This window comes from Vibrio sp. D173a (assembly GCF_030248475.1).
The window spans coordinates 32,730-52,651 of record NZ_JAHGAH010000065.1; the positions used below are offsets into that span (position 1 = coordinate 32,730).

Sequence of the window (19,922 nt, forward strand, 5' to 3'; positions counted from 1 at the left end):
TTAAACCTACTCTTATTAGGAGAGAATTATGTCTCTGAATGCAGAAACTAAAGCAGCAATCGTTGCAGAATACGCACAAGGCGAAGGCGACACTGGTTCACCAGAAGTTCAAGTAGCTCTACTTACAGCTTCTATCAACCACCTACAAGGTCACTTCAAAGCACACAAAGGCGATCACCACAGCCGTCGTGGTCTTCTACGTATGGTTTCTCGTCGTCGTAAGCTTCTAGATTACCTAAAAGGTAAAAATCTAGCTCGCTACCAAGACCTAATCAAGCGTCTAGGCCTACGTCGCTAATCAGCGACTGCATAGCAGTTTGTCTAAAAGGGGCTTTATGCCCCTTTTTTGTTGCCCGTTACTTATTTTCACTGCTATGGCTTAGCCAAATCAAACTTATGCCGTTATACTACACGCGGCTAAATCTCGTTTTGAGATTTTCACAAAGACTCATTGCATTACAGTCAACCACGTCGACCAAAAGGTCGCGACTATTAAAAGCGAATTGCGCGCTATGTCAGTTTGTTTTCACTAGTCGCGATTCGTAATGCCTTGGGTATCAATCAATACTCTCTAAGCAAATCAATCGATGCGCTTGGAAACAAGGAATAACAATGTTCGAAAAACCAGTTGTTAAAACGTTCCAGTACGGTAACCACACAGTTACTCTAGAAACTGGCGTTATCGCACGTCAAGCTACGGCTGCAGTAATGGTTACTATGGACGATACAGCAGTATTCGTTTCTGTAGTCGGTAAAAAAGAAGCGGTTGAAGGTCAAGACTTCTTCCCTCTAACAGTTAACTACCAAGAGCGTACTTACGCAGCAGGTAAAATCCCTGGTGGTTTCTTCAAGCGTGAAGGTCGTCCTTCTGAAGGTGAAACGCTAACGGCTCGTCTAATCGACCGTCCAATCCGTCCACTATTCCCAGATGCATTCAAAAACGAAGTACAAGTTATTGCAACAGTAGTATCTGTGAACCCAGACGTTCAACCAGACATCCCAACAATGATTGGTACGTCTGCTGCGCTAGCTATCTCTGGTATTCCGTTCAACGGTCCTATCGGTGCTGCGCGTGTTGGTCACATCGACGGTCAACTAGTACTTAACCCAAGCAACACTGAACTAGAAGCATCTAAGCTAGACCTAGTTGTTGCGGGTACTGAATCTGCAGTACTAATGGTTGAATCAGAAGCTGACAACCTAACTGAAGAAGAAATGCTATCTGCTGTTGTATTCGGTCACGATCAACAACAAGCTGTGATCAAAGCAATCAACGAATTCAAAGCTGAAGTTGCTACTCCTGCTTGGGATTGGGTTGCTCCAGCAGAGAACACTGCGCTTGTAACTAAGATTGCTGAACTTGCTGAAGCAAAACTGGTTGAAGCTTACCAAATCACAGAGAAGATGGCTCGTTACGACCGCATCCACGAGATCGCTGGTGAAGTTAACGAAGTGCTGCTTGCTGAAGATCCAGAAGCAAACACAAAAGAAATCCACACTATCTTCCACGATCTAGAGAAGACAGTGGTACGTCGCAGCATCATCGCTGGTAACCCACGTATCGACGGTCGTGAAAAAGACATGGTTCGTGCGCTTGACGTACGTACTGGTGTTCTTCCTCGTACTCACGGTTCTTCACTATTTACTCGTGGTGAAACTCAGGCGCTAGTAACTGCGACTCTAGGTACGCAGCGTGACGCTCAAATCATTGATGAGCTAACAGGTGAGCGTAAAGATCACTTCCTACTGCACTACAACTTCCCTCCATACTGTGTTGGTGAAACTGGTTTTGTAGGTTCTCCTAAGCGTCGTGAAATCGGTCACGGTAAACTGGCTAAACGCGGTATCGCAGCAGTAATGCCTTCTGTTGATGAGTTCCCATACACAGTACGTGTTGTATCGGAAATCACTGAATCTAACGGTTCTTCTTCAATGGCTTCTGTATGTGGTACTTCTCTTGCTCTTATGGACGCAGGTGTGCCAATCAAGTCTTCTGTTGCGGGTATCGCAATGGGTCTTGTTAAAGAAGGCGACGACTTCGTTGTTCTTTCTGACATCCTTGGTGACGAAGACCACCTAGGTGACATGGACTTTAAAGTAGCAGGTACTAACACTGGTATCACTGCACTTCAAATGGACATCAAGATCGAAGGTATCACTAAAGAGATCATGCAAATTGCGCTTAACCAAGCTCAAGGTGCACGTAAGCACATCCTATCTGTAATGGATGAAGCTATCTCTGGTGCTCGTGAAGACATCTCTGAATTCGCTCCTCGCATTCACACAATGAAGATCAGCGCAGAGAAGATCAAAGACGTTATCGGTAAAGGTGGTGCAGTTATCCGTGCTCTAACTGAAGAGACTGGTACAACTATCGAAATCGAAGACGACGGTACTATCAAGATTGCAGCAACTGAAGGTGCAGCAGCGAAAGAAGCTATCCGCCGTATCGAAGAGATCACTGCTGAAGTTGAAGTAGGTCGTATCTACACTGGTAAAGTTGCACGTCTAGCTGACTTTGGTGCATTCGTAACGGTTCTTCCAGGTAAAGATGGTCTAGTACACATCTCTCAAATCGCTGAAAAACGCGTTGAGAAAGTGTCTGACTACCTAACTGAAGGTCAAGAAGTTCAAGTTAAAGTTCTTGAAATTGATCGTCAAGGCCGTGTACGTCTAAGTATGAAAGAAGCAGTAGAGAAGCCAGCAGAAGAAGCAAACGACGCTTCTGAAGCAAAAGGCGAGTAATCTAAGTTTCGACTTTTGGTCTTTTATTAGCTTAAGAGCCTGAAAGCATGCTATAAAAGGGGAGCATTTTCGCTCCCCTTTTTTTTTGGCCTGTTTCACCAATTATTGCTTCAAGCGAAGTTAACTAGCCTATAGTGCATAAAGAGAAACAGACCCTGAGCGGTCCAAACAGGAGTACCAATTAGTGAAATGGTTTCAAACCGCAAGTTTATGTGTTGCTATCGCGCTGACCGGTTGTGCTAATACCTCTCAACAATCGGCACAACAGTGGATTTACCCTCCGATGGCGGTACCGCTACAACCAAGCGTGCAACAAGAAGTTCAGATTGCGCGCCTTTCCCAGCTTTTACAGCGTCCAGACCTGAGTGATGAAGTTCGCGCTAAGATGCATTACGAGCGTGGTAACTACTACGACAGTGTTGGCCTGCGTGATCTTGCTCGTTTGGACTTCAATCAGTCTCTACAACTGAATCCAGCTCAACCAGATATCTTTAACCTACTAGGCGTGTATTTCACTCAAGTTGGCGAGTTTGATGCGGCTTACGAAGCGTTCGATTCGACATTAGAGCTCGCGCCACAGAATTCATACGCAGAGCGTAACCGTGCAATTGCCCTGTATTACGGCGGTCGTATCGACCTAGCTCTGGAAGACATGACTAAGCATTATGAAGAAATGCCGAGTGACCCGTTCCGTGCACTATGGCTTTACATCATCGAAGCAGAGCAAAACCCTGAGCAAGCGAAAGCGAACCTAGAGAAGCGTTACCAGCGCGACCGAAGTGAAGAGTGGGGCTGGGTTTTAGTTGCGATCATGCTGCGTGACGTGTCTGATGATGCCGCACTAAAAGCTATCATGGATGGCACGCGTGAGAATTACCGCCTTGCTGAGCGTTTAACAGAAACTTACTTCTACCTTGGTAAGCGTTACCAACTCGAGGGTGATATTGCTGACGCGATCTCGTTGTACAAGCTGGCGATCTCTTTCAACGTTTATGAATACGTAGAGCACCGTTACTCTTTCTTGGAGTTGGCGCAAATCTACGATCAGTTGCAACAAGAACAACTTGCTAAGCTCAAAGCCGAGCAAGAGCAACAAGAAGAAAAATAACCATAAGCCGCTCGACTAGAGCGGCTTTTTTGTGCTTGAAGAATTTGGATGGCTTCACTAAAATAGTTAGTCTTGCTAACTAAATGGGCAAAGCATAATGGCATTAGAAAAAAGCCTGATTGATTTAGAACGCTTTTGTGCCAAAGCGTGGCGTGTTTATGCCAAAGAAGATCCACTTTCGCACCTGAGTTTTAATGAGTTTGATTACTTGCGAGTGATTCAACTGCACCCAGAAGGTGTGCGTATTACCGACTTAGCGGAGGAGCTTCAAGTCACCAAACCTTCGGCTTCTAATATGGTGGTTCGTTTGGAGAAAAAGGGCTTGGTAAGGCGCATTGCTTGTAACGAAGATGCTCGCTCTAAACGCGTGCTATTAACGGAAGAAGTGATAGCTGAAATGTCTTTGGAACAAGTGGTATACAAGGATATTTCTGAACAACTCGTACGTAAACTTGATAAGCAAGAAGCACAGCAACTGAAAGCGCTACTGGATAAAGCGCTCGGAAACTAAACCTATTTTTTATTCTTTTATCTATTTAGTTAGCTTTGCTAACTATTGGTGGTAGTCATGCAAAACTCTATATACAAACAGTTTTGGAAATACACAATTCCGACCGTCGCAGCCATGCTGGTTAACGGTCTGTATCAAGTGGTGGATGGTATCTTTATCGGTCGGTATGTCGGTGCTGACGGATTAGCGGGGATCAACGTTGCTTGGCCAATTATCGGCTCGATACTCGGTATCGGTATGATGGTGGGTGTAGGTACGGGCGCACTCGCCTCTATCAAACAAGGTGAAAAAGACAGTGAGGGCGCGAAACGCATTCTCTCAACTGGTCTATTGCTTTTAGTCGCTCTGATGCCAATAGTGGCGGCAACCTTGTTGTTCTTCGCCGATGACTTTATTCGCTGGCAGGGCGCTGAAGGCCGTGTTTACGAGCTCGGTTTGCAGTACCTGCATATCCTGAGTGTCGCGTGTGTGTTCTCGCTGGGTTCGATTGCATTACCGTTTTTGCTGCGTAATGATGATAGCCCTAACTTAGCCACCATCTTGATGGTGATCGGCGCGGTAATCAATATCGTGCTCGACTATATGTTTATCGCTTGGCTGGGCTGGGAGCTTACCGGTGCTGCTATTGCGACCGCTCTGGCGCAGATGGTTGTGACGATTTTGGGTGTGGGGTACTTCTTTACTTCCAGAGCCAACATGCGCTTGTCTTTCAGCGATTTGAAGATGCAGTTTGATGTCATTCCTAAGATTGTCATGATAGGCACGTCTAGCTTCTTTATGTACGCTTATGGCTCAATGATGGTCGCACTGCATAACGCGCTGTTTGCCCAGTACGGTAGTGCGTTGTTAATTGGTGCTTACGCCATCTTGGGTTATATCGTGACGGTCTATTACTTGATCGCGGAAGGCATCGCCAATGGTATGCAGCCCTTAGTGAGCTACAACCATGGTGCTCGCAACCAAAGTAACATTCGTAAACTGTTGAAGGTCGCAATGGGCACGTCAGTTCTCGGTGGTGTCGCGTTTGTTATTCTGATGAACATCTTCCCTTACGAATTTGTGTCGGTGTTCAACAACGCAGACCAACATCTGATTGATGCGACAGTGGTCGGTATCCGTCTACACATGTTTGCGCTGTTCTTAGATGGCTTCTTGGTGGTTGCGGCGGCGTACTACCAATCGGTAAACAAAGGCAGCAAAGCGATGTTTGTGACCATTGGTAATATGGTGATTCAATTGCCTTTCTTGTTCATCATGCCGAAGTTATTGGGAGTGACGGGTATTTGGATTGCGTTCCCATTGTCTAACATCGCCTTGAGTCTGGTGGTGATGACAATGTTGTGGCGTGATATTAAGAAGTTAATGAATGAGAGCTCTCCAGAGCCAAGTGTTCAAGTCTCTTAACCGAATATTAATACGAAAAAGCGAGGTCAGTACCTCGCTTTTTTATTGGCTTGAAACCCTGAGTAGGGCTTAGATGTTTTTCACCTCTAAGCCAGCAAGTTGATGCCAGTAACCGTTACATTGGCGGTCTTGGATCTTGCCTGGGTTGGTGCCTTTCTCATTGGAACGGAACTGGTCTAGCTCAGAGAAGGTGCTAAGGCCAAGTGGGCTTAGACGAACCACATCAACCAAACCTTCCATACTTGGCAGATCGTTGATCAGGTTGTAGCAGTAACCAGACTGAGTTTGGATTCCGTTGAGGTTAAACACTTCCTGACCTTCTTGGCTGCTTACTTGGATACCTGTTGGGTACTTGATACAGCAAGTTTCGCAGTCGTCTTTAGCTTTGTTTTCTGCACGAGCGGTAAAGCAGCGCGCCGAGTAAGCCAGTGGTAGGTAGCCGTGGCTAAATACTTCCACTTCAAACTTATTGCGAATACCAAGTTCATCACATTGAACCAATGTATTGCTTAGCCATTCGCGAGACAGCTCTACAGGCATACACCAGCGGATCATGCCCTGTTTTAGGAACAAGTTAAGCGTGTGCGCGTTGTAAGTGTTAACCGCTGGGCCAACGACGAAAGGCACTTTGTGCTCAGAAGCCAGTTGCACCGCAGACACATCGTTGGCTTCAATCGCGAAGTCACCGTTGTCGATGTACTTCTTCATGATGTTCACTTCACTTGGCGCTTCTAATAACGCCATCGTGGAAAGCACGACTTGTTTGCCAGATGCAGACAGTTCTTTCGCGATATCAAACCAATGTGTAGGTTTCATTTCACGACGTTTTGAACACACGGTTTCACCTAGGTAGATGATGTCCGCAGAGCTTGATTTCGCTTGTTCGTAAAACGCTTCAACGTCTTGCTTTGGCCAGAAGTACAACAACGGACCAAGTGCGTATTTCATTGAGTTATCCATCTTAACCTCTACTGCCATTTACGGTGGTAAGCACCAAGTGTGGTTTGCGTGCCTTCCGATACGTTTGCCAATGCTGCATTCCAAGCCGCTTCTACTTGGTAAGCTTCTGGATTTGCTTGGTAACGATCAATCGCAGCACGCCACGTGCGCGTTACTTGCTCTACGTAAGCAGGACTACGTTGGCGACCTTCAATTTTTACGGAAGCGACATTGGCAGCAAACAGCTCAGGCAACATAGAAAGGGTGTTCAAACTGGTTGGCTCTTCCAGTGCGTGGTAGCGTTTTTTCTCGCCTTCAATTTCAGCTTCAAAATGACCTTTACATAAGGTTGGGTAGCCCGCGTTTTCACCAGCGCTGTAGCGATCGATCAGGATGTCGTTAAGACGAGATTCCAGACCACTTTCTGTTTCTTGCCAGCGAACGTATTTCGCCGGAGAGCACGCACCAACCGTGTTTGGTGATTCTCCTGTCATGTACGAAGACAGGTAGCAACGACCTTCTGACATGATGCACAGGCTACCAAAAGCAAAGACTTCTAGCTCGACATCGCTGGTGATGTTGCGAGAAAGCTGTTTTACCTGATGGATAGACAGTACACGAGGCAGTACAACACGTTTGACGTTGAAGTTTTGCTTGTAGAAATCTACCGCAGCAACGTTGGTCGCTGATGCCTGTACAGAAAGGTGCAGTTCTAGCTCTGGGTATTTGCGAGCAGCGTACTCAAGTACCGCAATGTCAGCCACGATCAGTGCATCGACACCCAGTGCCGCTGCGTTGTCGACAGCGTTTGTCCAACGTTCAAAACCATTCGGGTGGGCAAAAGTGTTAAGTGCAACGTGGATCTTTTTGTTGCGGTCATGAACGTATTGCACCGCTTTTTCTAGCTTCTTGCCGTTGAAGTTCAGACCAGCAAAGTGACGAGCGTTGGTGTCGTCTTTAAAGCCGATGTATACGGCGTCTGCACCGCAATCAATCGCGGTTTTTAGCGCAGGCAAGTTACCCGCAGGACACAAGAGTTCCATATGCTCACAATCATAGAGAATAAAAAGGTGCCCGCATTTTATGAAGAATTATGAATAGCGAAATTGACCTAAGTTAGGTTTAGCGCAATAAAGTTGAGATTTACCCCTTGAGAGTAAGGGGTAACACTCAGATTTTGTTGCAGTTGAGATCAGTTCTTATGACGGCGGTTTTGCGCAAACAACTCTTCAACCTCGTGTTTAGGTTGAGGACGGTAAAAATGGAAGCCTTGAATCGAGTTACATTGCAGGTTCGATAGCAGTGTCGCTTGTTGGTGGGTTTCCACACCTTCGGCGACCACGGTCAAATCCAATGATTTACCAAGGTTGATGATGTTCTCAATCACTGTTACCTGTTTCGGGAGCGTATCGATATCGTTGATAAACGCGCGGTCGATTTTTAGCTCATCGATAGGGAAGCGTGCTAAGTAGGAAAGGGAAGAGTAACCAGTACCGAAGTCATCGATAGACAATGCGAAACCAAGCTTCTTGATCGCATTGAGCATTTGCAGCGTGTGTTCGCTGTCGCTCATTACCGCACTTTCTGTTAGCTCGAAGGTAATGCAGCTTGGGTCAAGTTCGGTGGTGCGCAGTAGCTTCTCCATGTAGTCGATCAGCTGTGGGTTGCCAAACTGTTCTGGAGAGAGGTTGATCGCTACGCGTCCCGGTAGAATGCCTTGCAGTTTCCAGCGTTTTACTGTGTTAAACACATCACGCATTACCACGCGACCAAGGTGTTCAATCAAGCCTGCACGCTCAGCTACAGGGATAAATGCCCCCGGGCTAATGTAACCTTCGACCGGGTGCTTCCAACGTACTAGCGCTTCGGCTCCGTTAATGCTGAAGTCGCGGGCGTTAACTTTTGGTTGGTACCATACTTCCAAGCCGTTTTGCTGCAACGCTTTTTGTAGCTCGATCTCTAACCACAAACGCATACGCGCTTCTTTGTTCATCTGATCGTTAAATTTAATCAGGCGGTTCCGACCACGGTCTTTTGCTTCGTACATCGCGGTGTCAGCGTTTTGCAGCAGAATGCGCGCGTCTTGCCCGTCTTCTGGGTAACGCACGCTACCGATAGAACACGCAAGGCGTTTACTGAAATGATGCAGATCGAAAGGTTGGTTAATCAGAGAAATAATGCGCTCAGAGAGGATCTCCGCCATGCGAGTGTTTTCTGGCTCAGGCAGGATAATGCCAAATTCGTCGCCACCCAAGTGACCAATGATGGCTTGATTAGGCAAAGAACGTTTTAGGCGGGCGGAGACTTCTTGAATCACTTTGTCACCGATGTGATGGCCTAGTGAGTCGTTAATGTTCTTAAAGTTATCGATATCGAGGTAGAAAACCAGCAGCGGTGTCTGACTCTTGATGAGTTGTTCTAGTCGCTTGGTAAAGCCAAAGCGGTTATACAGCTTGGTCAGCGAATCGATGTGCGCGTCTTCGTTGGAGTTGGAAGAGAGCAGCTTTGGTGCGTCATCGGCGTCTTGAATCAAAATGATTTGAGACTCACTACCGAGAATCGCCGTGGTATCGGCATGCAACTGTACTTTTCGTTCGAACCCACAACGCGCGCTAGTCAGGCACACAAAAGGTTTTTCAGAAAGCAGAGTACTGATGCGATGGGTGAAGACTTTTTTGCTGTTTTCATCGATAAATAGCCGAGTAAGCTCTTCACCAAGTAGCTCATGTGGTGAATTCAACCCGAGTAAACGTGCGGAGGCTGGGTTGGCAGAAATGATGATGTCATCTTCCACCAATAACAAACCGTCAGGTAGGAGTTGAGTTAACTTGGCGAATTTGCTTTCTGACTCTTCTAACGAGCGAACCAGAATTTGTTTTTCAGACGTATCTATGGCATGGAAAACCACGAAGCGGATTTCGTTTTCTTCATGAACCGGAGAAAGACTGAAGTGAAGGCTGGTTTCAAGGTCGGTCTCGTCTAGCGTGATTTCTGCTTCAACATGATCGCCTTTGAACGCGCGTTTGTAGTAGGGCGTGAGCTTTTTGTAGAACTGCTCTCCCAGTACTTGGCTGTCGTTTAGACCAACGATGTCGTCGTGTCTTAAGCCTGCAATGTCACAATAGCGATCACTCACCATTCGATAATTGTGTTTATTATCAAGAATGGCAAAAAAGAATGGGCTATTTGAGGTAAGCGTTGCAAACCAATGTTGTAATTGCTGGGAAGGCATTAAGGTGTTACCGATCTCCAATGAGCCTGATTATTCGTCCGTGTAATAAAAACGCTATTTTGATAACTATAACTTTGAACATACCGTTATTAAAGCGTTTATCCACGACTTAGCGTCAATAATACACGTAAGGTCAAAAAAACGACGCTTGAGTGAGAAAAACTGCCTACTTCTAAAACAAACAGATTTATTGATACATAACAGGTACTGGTATTACGCTATTGCGTAATATAGGCGACCTTATGACAAAGTAACGGATAATTAGCGTGTTAAACAAGATTCGCAGTCAACTAGTAAAGAACGCAGCATCAATTTTGCGATCTCCAGTCCAGTTATTGCCACAAACTGTTCAGAAAAAAGCCTTGTTAGAAGGTTTGAAAATGGTATTTAAAGAAGCGCTTGAAGATGGCGATTTTGAATTCCTTGAAGATAAGTGGCTGAAAGTTGCGATTAAAGACTTGAACTTAGCATGGTATATCAGCTACCAAGACGAAAAATTAGTCGTAGCAGAGAAACCGGTTCAGGAAGATGTGAGTTTTAGTGGTAACCTTAACGACCTAGTACTTATTGCTGGTCGTAAAGAAGACCCTGATACACTGTTCTTCCAACGTCGTCTTTCTATTGAAGGCGACACTGAGCTAGGCTTAGAAGTGAAAAACCTGATGGACAGTGTCGACTTAGAGCAGTTACCAAAAGCGATGCAAGTAGCACTGAATCAATTGGCTGACTTTGTTCAGAAAGGGGTTCAAGCGCCTGCACAAGAAACCGGAGTAGCGAATGCTTATTCGAACTGAAGCCCCTGCGGACATTCTCACCATTGACCGCTTATTAAAACATGCCTTCCCAACGGAAGCGGAAGCCAACTTAGTGATGCGTTTACGTGAAAACGGTAAGCTCACTTTGTCTTTGGTGGCATGCACCGATGAAGGTGAAGTGGTTGGTCATTCGCTGTTTAGCCCTGTGACGTTGAATGGTGAAGATTTGTCGTGGCAAGGTCTTGCGCCTTTGGCTGTACATGAAGATTACCGTCGTCAAGGCATTGCAGCCGAGTTGATCAAAGAAGGCTTTGATTCACTGCGTGATTTTGGTTACCCAGTGTGTGTGGTGTTGGGTGATCCTGACTACTACGGGCGTCAAGGTTTTAGAGCCAGCGAAGAGATGGGCTTCGATTGTGCGTGGGAAGTACCACAAGGTGCATTTCGCGTAGCAGAATTGGTGGAAGGGCAATGTGACGGACGTTCAGGTCGCATCGATTATTCACCAGAGTTCTCTGAGCTATAATCGCTAAATTGAATGACAAAGCCCGCTGTAAAAGCGGGCTTTGTTTTTGAGCGGGCTACTTTTCAGTTGTCAATAGGAAAGCGGTTTAATCCTGCTCTCTAACGCGCTTCTTACCCCAGATCTCGATTTTTGCTTTTTTGCTCATACCAGCGGCATTCAGTGTCATGTAGCCCCAGCTTTTGTATTACATCTCTAGACGTTTGAACTTCGCGTCTTCAGAACCGGGTAACGTCCAAGCGCGTGTCGACATGCCTTTTGTCAGAGTGCCAACCATAGTTTTGAGCTTTTTCTCACTGCCGTCGGTCATGGTCACTTTCATTTTCTTAATGCTCATGGTGCCTTGAGTACACTTGATTTTGATCTTGCTGAACTGACTATTCTTAAACAGACCGTTTGGTTCTACTGTGTCGGTTTCAGTTTGGAAGTTCACGGTTTTTTCTGCGATCAGCTCCCAACCATCGTTGCTATCCTTAGCGAAAGTGGTAAAGCTGGTGGTTGCGATAAGTAACGTAACAGCGAGTGATTGGAAAAGCTTCATAACACCTCTGACTTTAAATGCGAAATTTTGATAGGATTGCCTCGTTCAAATAGGTGACAAAAGATGTCAATTAACGAGAAACAATATTTACACGAAATGGGGATCAGCACTTGGGAGCTGAGTCACCCAGAAAGACTGGAAGGCTATCAATCGCCATTATTGGATTTGCAAAGTTCTTGTAAACTCCTATTGGTATCGCCAATGTGTCCAGAAAACGAGACAGCTTTAATGTTTGAGCGTGTATTAAAAAGCATTAAGCTCACGCTCGACGACGCTCTGCACCTAGAGCCTGAGCGCTTATCCATGCTGGGTGAGCATCAACTAGAATGGGTGTGGTTCGCAGGCTGTGACGCAGATGCCAGCATTAATGCTAAGCAACTGACGTCACCGCTATTACAAGATATTGATGGCAACAACGAACAACGCCGCGCATTGTGGCAACAAATCTGTTCGTACTCTTAACGGAGCTAACGCGTGACAATTGAAATTACGCCGATGCGTGCTGAGCACCTTGACCAAGTTTGGCAGATCGAGCAGCAAGCGCATTCTCACCCTTGGGCAGAATCTTTGGTACGTGACTTATCCAGTCGCGGCGCTTGCCATCATGTGATGCTGGAAGGTGCTAAAGTGGTTGGTTACTTCTACGGACAGAATATTGTCGGAGAAGTGACGCTATTAAATATTGCCATCGCGCCCTCTCAACAGGGGAAAGGGCTAGGGCAAAAATTGCTGGATGCATTTATCGAACACTGCGAGCACGCGAAAGCAGAGAGCGCCTGGTTGGAAGTGCGCGAAAGTAACCACTCAGCTATCCATATTTATGAGCAAGCAGGCTTCAATGAAGTGGACCGTCGTTACAACTATTACCCAGCCAGAACGGGCAATGGTAAAGAGGACGCCATCATTCTGAGTTACCTATTTGTGATTTAGTTTTAATTCACTACGAATTACCTCATCAACACTTACGCTATAAATGCTTATCTGACTTCGAGGCTTGTGAACATGTAATAATAATTTTTTAATTTTTTACATCTCTTGTGTGGAGCTAGTTTTCGATTGCTGGCGCCAGGGCATGTGAGCCTTTGTGAAAGAGAGAAATGAACTGAGCACATTGAGTTCATATCTTTCCTGTTTGCTAGCATAGCGATAATAAGCGAGAATACGCACAATATCGAATAGTAGATATGCTTGCCCATTTTGTGAGCATGAAAGTAATTTAGAAGATAAACTAATGTCAAATCCCCTTTTTTTAGGCGAAGTTTCTAAGCGCAGAACGTTCGCTATTATTTCTCACCCGGATGCGGGTAAAACCACCATTACTGAAAAAGTACTGTTATTCGGAAACGCGATCCAAAAAGCAGGTACGGTTAAAGGTCGTGGTAACGCACAGCACGCAAAATCAGACTGGATGGAAATGGAAAAGGAACGTGGTATCTCGGTTACTACTTCTGTAATGCAGTTCCCTTACAACGATTGTCTGGTAAACCTACTTGATACTCCTGGACACGAAGACTTCTCGGAAGATACTTACCGTACTCTAACGGCGGTTGACTCATGTCTAATGGTTATCGATGCGGCGAAAGGTGTCGAGGATCGTACTCGTAAGCTGATGGAAGTAACGCGTCTGCGTGACACGCCAATCGTAACCTTCATGAACAAACTTGACCGTGACGTTCGTGATCCAATGGAAATATTGGATGAGGTAGAAAACGAACTTGGCATGATGTGTGCGCCAATTACGTGGCCAATCGGCTGTGGTAAAGAGTTTAAAGGTGTTTACCATATTCACCGTGACGAAACGATTCTGTACGAATCTGGCCACGGTCACGAGATCCAAGAAGTTCGCATCATCAAAGGTCTAGACAACCCTGAACTTGATGAGAAAGTAGGTGAAAGCCTAGCCGCAAGCGTTCGTGAAGAGCTTGAGCTTGTTATGGGCGCTTGCCCTGAGTTTGATCACGAAGCATTCCTTGTTGGTGAACTAACGCCAGTTTACTTCGGTACAGCACTAGGTAACTTTGGTGTTGACCACATGCTAGATGGCTTAACTGAGTGGGCGCCAGCGCCGAAAACTCGTCAAGCGGTAGAGCGTGATGTGGAAGCGACAGAAGACAAGTTCTCAGGCTTCGTATTTAAGATCCAAGCAAACATGGATCCAAAACACCGTGACCGTATCGCCTTCATGCGTATCGTATCGGGTACTTACACACAAGGTATGAAGATGAACCACGTTCGTCTTGGCAAGCAAGTAAGTATCTCAGATGCGGTTACCTTTATGGCGGGTGACCGTTCTCGTGCAGAGCACGCTTACGCGGGTGACATCATTGGTCTACACAACCACGGTACTATCCAAATTGGTGATACATTCACTCAAGGTGAAGCGCTGAAGTTCTCTGGTATTCCAAACTTTGCGCCAGAACTGTTCCGTCGTATTCGTCTAAAAGATCCATTGAAGCAGAAGCAGCTGCTGAAAGGTCTGGTTCAGCTTTCTGAAGAAGGTGCAGTACAGGTATTCCGTCCATTGCAAAACAACGACCTGATCGTAGGTGCGGTTGGTGTGCTTCAGTTTGACGTGGTTGTGGCTCGCTTGAAGTCAGAATACAACGTTGAAGCGATTTACGAAGGCGTAAACGTAGCAACCGCTCGTTGGGTTGAGTGTGGTGATGCGAAGAAACTGGACGAGTTCCAACGTAAGAACCAAACTAACCTAGCATTGGACGGTGGTGATAACCTAACGTACATCGCGCCAACTATGGTTAACCTAAACCTAGCGCAAGAGCGTTTCCCAGATATCGATTTCCGTGCGACTCGTGAGCACTAATCGAATCTAACTCGCTTTATATCGCGTACTAGATCATAAGCCGCCGTTAGCTATACACTTAGCGAACGGCGGTTTTTTTATTGGTGAAACTCGGTTTTTGTTTGTTAAACAGAAGAGGTTGCAATGAACTGGTTTAAGAAAGGACTCAAACGCTATGACGATTGGTGCAAAGAGATGGGACTGACGCCTGATCAAAAGCGCAGTTGTGTACCGTATAAACAAGACCCGGTTCATGAAGACGAGCCTGCTAAAAAAGCAGAGCAAGAGAAAGCAAACAGTGAAACTGTTTGATACCCACTGCCATTTTGACTTCGATGTCTTTCAGGATGACTTTGCACATCAAGTTGAGCTTGCGCGTGACCAAGGAGTAGAGCGTATCTTGATTCCTTCTGTCGGGCCGAGTAACTGGGCTCATATTCAAGCGCTGGCCAACCAATACTCTCACCTTTATTATGCGCTGGGCTTTCATCCATATTTTCTACAACCAGAGTTTGAGCAGTTTGCCCCAGAGCTGGAATCGTTACTTTCCTCGTCCAAGCGACAATGCGTGGCGATAGGGGAGTGCGGTTTAGACTTCGTAATAGATGTGCCTGTCGAGCTTCAAGAGCAGGTACTTGAATTGCAATTCGAACTGGCAAGACGGTTCGATCTGCCCGTTATTTTACACAGCCGAAAAGCACAGAATCGTCTCATCCAACTAGTCAAAGCAGCCAAGCTTCCTAAAGGTGGCGTATTGCACGCGTTCTCTGGCAGTTATCAGCAAGCGATGGAATGGGTTCGATTAGGTTTTCTTATCGGAGTCGGAGGCACAATTACCTATCCAAGAGCCAATAAAACTCGCGACGCGATTCAAAGATTATCACTTGAGAATATCGTTTTAGAAACGGACGCTCCGGATATGCCTATACTTGGCTATCAGGGCGAGCCTAATCACCCTTCAAAACTGATTCATGTATTGAATGAGCTCTCTCTGTTGCATACAGAAAGCAAGCAATCGATTGCCTCTCAGCTATGGGAAAATAGCAATTCTGCCTTCTTTATATGTGAATAGAATCTAAAGATGGTGTTTAAAAGCGAAAACGTTTCCCTTCTTATTGTGAGATAACTCACAAACGGGAGTGAATCAGTGATGAATCTTATAAGAAAGTGTGAGGGTGGCATTACTTTAATTGATTCTGCATGAGTATAATTGCCCCCGCTTTATAGCTCCATTTTGTAACACGCCAATAAATAACTTATAAGGAAGTCATAAACTATGAGCCTGTTTATGAGCCTAGTCGGTATGGTAGTGCTTCTTGCTATTGCATTTGCATTCTCATCTAACCGCAAAGCTATCAACTTTAGAACTGTGGGTGGCGCATTTGCTATCCAATTCATCCTTGGTGCATTTGTTCTTTACGTACCTTGGGGCCGTGATCTACTAAACGGTTTCTCCACTGGTGTTTCTAACGTTATCAACTACGGTAACGATGGTTCATCTTTCCTATTCGGTGGTCTTGTTTCTGACAAGATGTTCGAAGTATTCGGCGGCGGCGGCTTCATCTTCGCATTCCGCGTTCTTCCTACACTGATCTTCTTCTCTGCACTGATTTCAGTTCTTTACTACATTGGCGTAATGCAGTGGGTTATCAAGATTCTTGGTGGTGCACTACAAAAAGCGCTTGGCACTTCTCGTGCGGAATCAATGTCTGCAGCAGCTAACATTTTCGTAGGTCAAACTGAAGCACCTCTAGTTGTTCGCCCATTCGTACCAAAAATGACTCAATCTGAGCTATTCGCGGTAATGTGTGGTGGTCTAGCATCTGTAGCTGGTGGTGTACTAGCAGGTTACGCTTCAATGGGTGTTCCTCTAGAGTACCTAGTAGCAGCATCATTCATGGCAGCACCGGGTGGTCTACTATTCGCTAAGATTCTTCACCCAGAGACTGACCAGCCTCACGAAGACATCGAAGAAGCAATGGACGGTGGCGACGACAAGCCAGCTAACGTAATCGACGCAGCAGCGGGCGGTGCGGCTTCTGGTCTACAACTAGCACTAAACGTTGGTGCAATGCTAATCGCGTTCGTAGGTCTTATTGCTCTTATCAACGGTATGCTAGGTGGCATCGGTGGTTGGTTCGGTATGCCTGAACTAACACTAGAACTTATCCTAGGCTACGCGTTCTCTCCACTAGCATTCCTAATCGGTGTTCCATGGGACGAAGCAGTTGTTGCTGGTTCATTCATCGGTCAGAAACTAGTAATCAACGAATTCGTTGCATACTTGAACTTCACACCTTACCTAGGTGAAGGCGCTCAAGTTGTTGCAGCTACTGGTGAAGTAATGTCTGCTAAGACAACAGCTATCATCTCATTCGCACTATGTGGCTTCGCGAACCTTTCTTCTATCGCGATTCTACTTGGTGGTCTAGGTAGCCTTGCACCAAACCGTCGTTCAGATATCGCTCGCATGGGTATTAAAGCTGTTCTTGCTGGTACGTTGTCTAACCTAATGGCAGCGACTATCGCAGGCTTCTGCCTTAGCCTTGCAGCACTTTAATTAGAATCGGTTCTTAATATATAGACGCCGTTTTGAATCATGCCCTGTAGCAAGAGATTGCTGCGGGGCATTTTTCGTTTTTCAGGCCTGAAAATTTAACCGCTCGTATATTCTGCACGAAAGAGTTACGCAGTTGGTGGAATAGGGGCTGGAAAATTTTGAGATACAAACCGTTTGCGCTCTATTTGGTGCTACAGTTTTGCGGTGAATATCTATAATGTAGTAATCACGATATCGTGGTAATGAATACCACCTAATCACAGAGTGAATATTACATACTCGATGGGCAAATGAATTGCCCTCAATATCAAATCAAACAAGCGTTTTATTGTTTGATGTGATATTAAAGACACCGCAATCATAGATTGTTGTGCCATAGGCCAAACTGGTACTGTGCGGTGACAAGGATAGCAATTGGTATATGATTTTTCGCAGTATATGCCGAGTCTTCAGGGAACCAAGTCCGTTCATAAATAGACTGTTTAGCCAATTTCTCACACTGTCTCGACTTGTTGATTATAGTTAGAGAAGTGATGTGAGGCTGAGTAGTGAATTTTTTGAATATTGATCGGAGATAGAAATGAGCGATTTAAAAGCAGCAGCGCTACGTGCACTGAAACTTATGGACCTTACTACGCTAAATGATGATGACACTGATGCAAAAGTGATCTCACTATGTCATGACGCGAAATCAGCAGTAGGCAACACAGCTGCAATCTGTATTTACCCTCGCTTTATTCCTATTGCTAAGAAGACACTTCGCGGGCAAGGTACGCCTGAAGTTCGTATCGCAACGGTAACGAACTTCCCACACGGTAACGACGACATCGAAATCGCCGTTGCTGAAACAAAAGCGGCGGTTGCTTACGGTGCAGACGAAGTAGACGTAGTTTTCCCATACCGCGCTCTAATGGCGGGTGATGAGAAAGTTGGCTTCGAACTAGTTAAGCAATGTAAAGAAGCTTGTGGTGATATCCTTCTTAAAGTCATCATCGAAACAGGTGAGCTTAAAGAAGAAGCACTCATCAAGAAAGCATCTCAAATCTGTATCGAAGCAGGTGCTGACTTCATTAAAACTTCAACTGGTAAAGTGCCAGTAAACGCAACACCAGAATACGCTCGTATGATGCTTGAAGTTATTCGTGACATGGGTGTTGCAGAAACTGTTGGTTTCAAACCAGCAGGTGGTGTGCGCACTGCTGAAGATGCAGCGGCATACCTAGCAATGGCTGACGAAATCCTTGGTGACAACTGGGTTGATGCTCGTCACTACCGTTTCGGTGCGTCTAGCCTGCTAACAAACCTACTTAATACATTAGAAGTATCGGACGAAGTCGCTGATCCAGCAGCGTACTAATTCCAACAATACGTCTGAACGGTAGCACCAGCTTTGGTGCTACCAATCCTCTTCTATCCTACTTTTTCCATGGCTCATAATGAGCTTGGGGAGGCACTAATGTATTTACCACAAGAAATTATCCGTAAAAAACGTGACGGCGAAGTTCTAACAGCCGACGAAATCAACTTCTTCATTCAAGGCGTAGCAAACAACAGTGTATCTGAAGGTCAGATCGCCGCATTTGCTATGACAATCTTCTTCAATGAAATGACGATGCCAGAGCGTATCGCACTAACGTGTGCAATGCGTGATTCAGGTATGGTTATCGATTGGAGCCACATGAACTTTGGTGGTCCAATTGTCGATAAGCACTCTACTGGTGGTGTGGGTGACGTGACTTCTTTGATGCTTGGCCCAATGGTGGCAGCATGTGGCGGTTTCGTACCTATGATCTCTGGTCGTGGTCTTGGCCACACTGGCGGAACGTTGGATAAGCTTGAGTCTATTCCAGGCTACAACATCACTCCGACAAACGACGTATTTGGTCAAGTAACCAAAGATGCAGGCGTAGCAATCATCGGTCAAACTGGTGACCTAGCGCCAGCGGATAAGCGCGTTTACGCGACTCGCGATATCACAGCAACAGTAGACAACATTTCTCTGATCACGGCGTCGATTTTATCGAAGAAGCTTGCTGCAGGTCTTGAATCTTTAGTGATGGACGTGAAAGTAGGTTCTGGAGCATTCATGCCAACTTACGAAGCGTCTGAAGAGCTAGCAAAATCTATCGTTGCAGTAGCAAACGGTGCTGGTACTAAGACTACGGCAATTCTTACGGACATGAACCAAGTATTGGCGTCTTCGGCGGGTAACGCAGTGGAAGTTCGCGAAGCGGTTCGTTTCTTAACGGATGAATACCGTAACCCTCGCCTACTTGAAGTGACCATGGCTTCATGTGCTGAAATGTTGGTGCTTGGCAAATTGGCTGAGAACACAGAAGACGCACGTGCGAAACTGATGGAAGCGCTAGATAACGGCAAAGCGGCTGAGTGCTTCGGTAAGATGGTAGCTGGTCTAGGTGGTCCTGTGGATTTCGTAGAAAACTACGATAACTACCTAGAAAAAGCAGAAATCATTAAACCAGTATACGCAACAGAAACTGGCGTTGTATCTGCGATGGATACACGTGCTATCGGCATGGCGGTTGTTTCAATGGGCGGCGGTCGTCGCGTTGCGACAGATGAAATCGACTACGCAGTTGGTTTCGATAACTTCATCCGTCTTGGTGAAGTAGCAGATAGCGACAAACCTCTTGCGGTTATCCACGCTCGCACTGAAGAGCAGTGGGAAGAAGCAGCAAAAGCACTTCGCAGTGCAATCACTGTAGGTGGTGAGTACACACCAACTCCAGAGGTTTACCGCCAAATCCGTGCAGAAGATCTTTAATCGAATAAGTAATTACACA

At 45.9% G+C, this 19,922-nt stretch carries 18 protein-coding genes and 1 pseudogene; 15 read left to right on the plus strand and 4 right to left on the minus strand.

Annotation, left to right across the window (positions count from 1 at the left end; all coding sequences use genetic code 11):
• The first annotated feature begins 28 nt into the window (after positions 1-28).
• The 5 genes from rpsO to vmrA all read left to right on the plus strand — a co-directional run bounded on the left by rpsO (position 29) and on the right by vmrA (position 5,768).
• Positions 29-298 (plus strand): 30S ribosomal protein S15, encoded by a 270-nt coding sequence (gene rpsO, locus KIV40_RS07570; RefSeq protein WP_005380094.1) that lies wholly within the window; start codon positions 29-31, stop codon positions 296-298.
• 314 nt (positions 299-612) lie between these two features.
• Positions 613-2,745 carry a polyribonucleotide nucleotidyltransferase gene (pnp, locus tag KIV40_RS07575; protein ID WP_012128820.1) on the plus strand — a complete coding sequence of 711 codons (2,133 nt, stop codon included), beginning with the start codon at positions 613-615 and terminating at the stop codon, positions 2,743-2,745.
• A 184-nt stretch (positions 2,746-2,929) separates the two neighbouring features.
• The gene (gene nlpI, locus KIV40_RS07580) at positions 2,930-3,853 is read left to right on the plus strand and encodes a lipoprotein NlpI (protein WP_012128819.1); all 924 of its coding nucleotides are present in this window, start codon (positions 2,930-2,932) and stop codon (positions 3,851-3,853) included.
• Positions 3,854-3,950: 97 nt separating this feature from the next.
• Positions 3,951-4,364 (plus strand): MarR family winged helix-turn-helix transcriptional regulator, encoded by a 414-nt coding sequence (locus KIV40_RS07585; protein ID WP_012128818.1) that lies wholly within the window; start codon positions 3,951-3,953, stop codon positions 4,362-4,364.
• 57 nt (positions 4,365-4,421) lie between these two features.
• Positions 4,422-5,768: a sodium-coupled multidrug efflux MATE transporter VmrA gene (vmrA, locus tag KIV40_RS07590; protein WP_012128817.1), complete on the plus strand. Its 1,347-nt coding sequence runs from the start codon at positions 4,422-4,424 to the stop codon at positions 5,766-5,768.
• Between the two features lie 69 nt (positions 5,769-5,837).
• Here vmrA and KIV40_RS07595 read toward each other — a convergent pair whose 3' ends face one another.
• The 3 genes from KIV40_RS07595 to KIV40_RS07605 form a co-directional block, all read right to left on the minus strand.
• A complete protein-coding gene (locus KIV40_RS07595; protein ID WP_041853463.1) occupies positions 5,838-6,716 on the minus strand; it encodes a U32 family peptidase in 879 nt (292 codons plus the stop codon).
• A 20-nt stretch (positions 6,717-6,736) separates the two neighbouring features.
• Positions 6,737-7,750 (minus strand): peptidase U32 family protein, encoded by a 1,014-nt coding sequence (locus tag KIV40_RS07600; RefSeq protein ID WP_285348553.1) that lies wholly within the window; start codon positions 7,748-7,750, stop codon positions 6,737-6,739.
• Positions 7,751-7,899: 149 nt separating this feature from the next.
• A complete protein-coding gene (locus KIV40_RS07605) occupies positions 7,900-9,939 on the minus strand; it encodes a bifunctional diguanylate cyclase/phosphodiesterase (protein ID WP_012128814.1) in 2,040 nt (679 codons plus the stop codon).
• Between the two features lie 266 nt (positions 9,940-10,205).
• On the opposite strand from KIV40_RS07605, the gene KIV40_RS07610 reads away from it, so the two are divergent.
• Together KIV40_RS07610 and KIV40_RS07615 are read left to right on the plus strand one after the other, a co-directional pair.
• Complete coding sequence (locus KIV40_RS07610) at positions 10,206-10,733, plus strand: SCP2 domain-containing protein (protein ID WP_005431915.1); 528 nt, start codon at positions 10,206-10,208, stop codon at positions 10,731-10,733.
• Positions 10,717-11,220 carry an N-acetyltransferase gene (locus KIV40_RS07615; protein WP_285348556.1) on the plus strand — a complete coding sequence of 168 codons (504 nt, stop codon included), beginning with the start codon at positions 10,717-10,719 and terminating at the stop codon, positions 11,218-11,220. Before KIV40_RS07610 ends, KIV40_RS07615 begins: the two co-directional genes overlap by 17 nt.
• 85 nt (positions 11,221-11,305) lie before the next feature.
• Here KIV40_RS07615 and KIV40_RS07620 read toward each other — a convergent pair.
• A pseudogene (locus KIV40_RS07620) lies at positions 11,306-11,758 on the minus strand (hypothetical protein).
• Positions 11,759-11,821: 63 nt separating this feature from the next.
• Between KIV40_RS07620 and KIV40_RS07625 the strand changes: the two are divergent.
• The 8 genes from KIV40_RS07625 (at position 11,822) to deoA (ending at position 19,903) form a co-directional block, all read left to right on the plus strand.
• Positions 11,822-12,220 carry a DNA polymerase III subunit psi gene (locus tag KIV40_RS07625; protein ID WP_012128810.1) on the plus strand — a complete coding sequence of 133 codons (399 nt, stop codon included), beginning with the start codon at positions 11,822-11,824 and terminating at the stop codon, positions 12,218-12,220.
• Between the two features lie 12 nt (positions 12,221-12,232).
• Positions 12,233-12,688 carry a ribosomal protein S18-alanine N-acetyltransferase gene (gene rimI, locus KIV40_RS07630; protein WP_021017991.1) on the plus strand — a complete coding sequence of 152 codons (456 nt, stop codon included), beginning with the start codon at positions 12,233-12,235 and terminating at the stop codon, positions 12,686-12,688.
• Positions 12,689-12,989: 301 nt separating this feature from the next.
• Entirely contained in the window at positions 12,990-14,579 is a 1,590-nt protein-coding gene (gene prfC, locus KIV40_RS07635) for a peptide chain release factor 3 (protein WP_285348557.1), read from the plus strand.
• A gap of 123 nt (positions 14,580-14,702) precedes the next feature.
• Positions 14,703-14,870, plus strand: coding sequence for a DUF5363 family protein (locus KIV40_RS07640; protein WP_285348558.1), 168 nt, complete (start codon positions 14,703-14,705; stop codon positions 14,868-14,870).
• A complete protein-coding gene (locus tag KIV40_RS07645; RefSeq protein WP_285348559.1) occupies positions 14,857-15,630 on the plus strand; it encodes a TatD family hydrolase in 774 nt (257 codons plus the stop codon). Before KIV40_RS07640 ends, KIV40_RS07645 begins: the two co-directional genes overlap by 14 nt.
• Before the next feature lie 204 nt (positions 15,631-15,834).
• Positions 15,835-17,118, plus strand: a complete 1,284-nt coding sequence (locus KIV40_RS07650) for a NupC/NupG family nucleoside CNT transporter (protein ID WP_012128806.1) — start codon at positions 15,835-15,837, stop codon at positions 17,116-17,118.
• 580 nt (positions 17,119-17,698) lie between these two features.
• Entirely contained in the window at positions 17,699-18,475 is a 777-nt protein-coding gene (gene deoC, locus KIV40_RS07655; RefSeq protein ID WP_285348560.1) for a deoxyribose-phosphate aldolase, read from the plus strand.
• 99 nt (positions 18,476-18,574) lie between these two features.
• Positions 18,575-19,903: a thymidine phosphorylase gene (gene deoA / locus KIV40_RS07660; RefSeq protein ID WP_285348561.1), complete on the plus strand. Its 1,329-nt coding sequence runs from the start codon at positions 18,575-18,577 to the stop codon at positions 19,901-19,903.
• Positions 19,904-19,922: the final 19 nt, after the last annotated feature.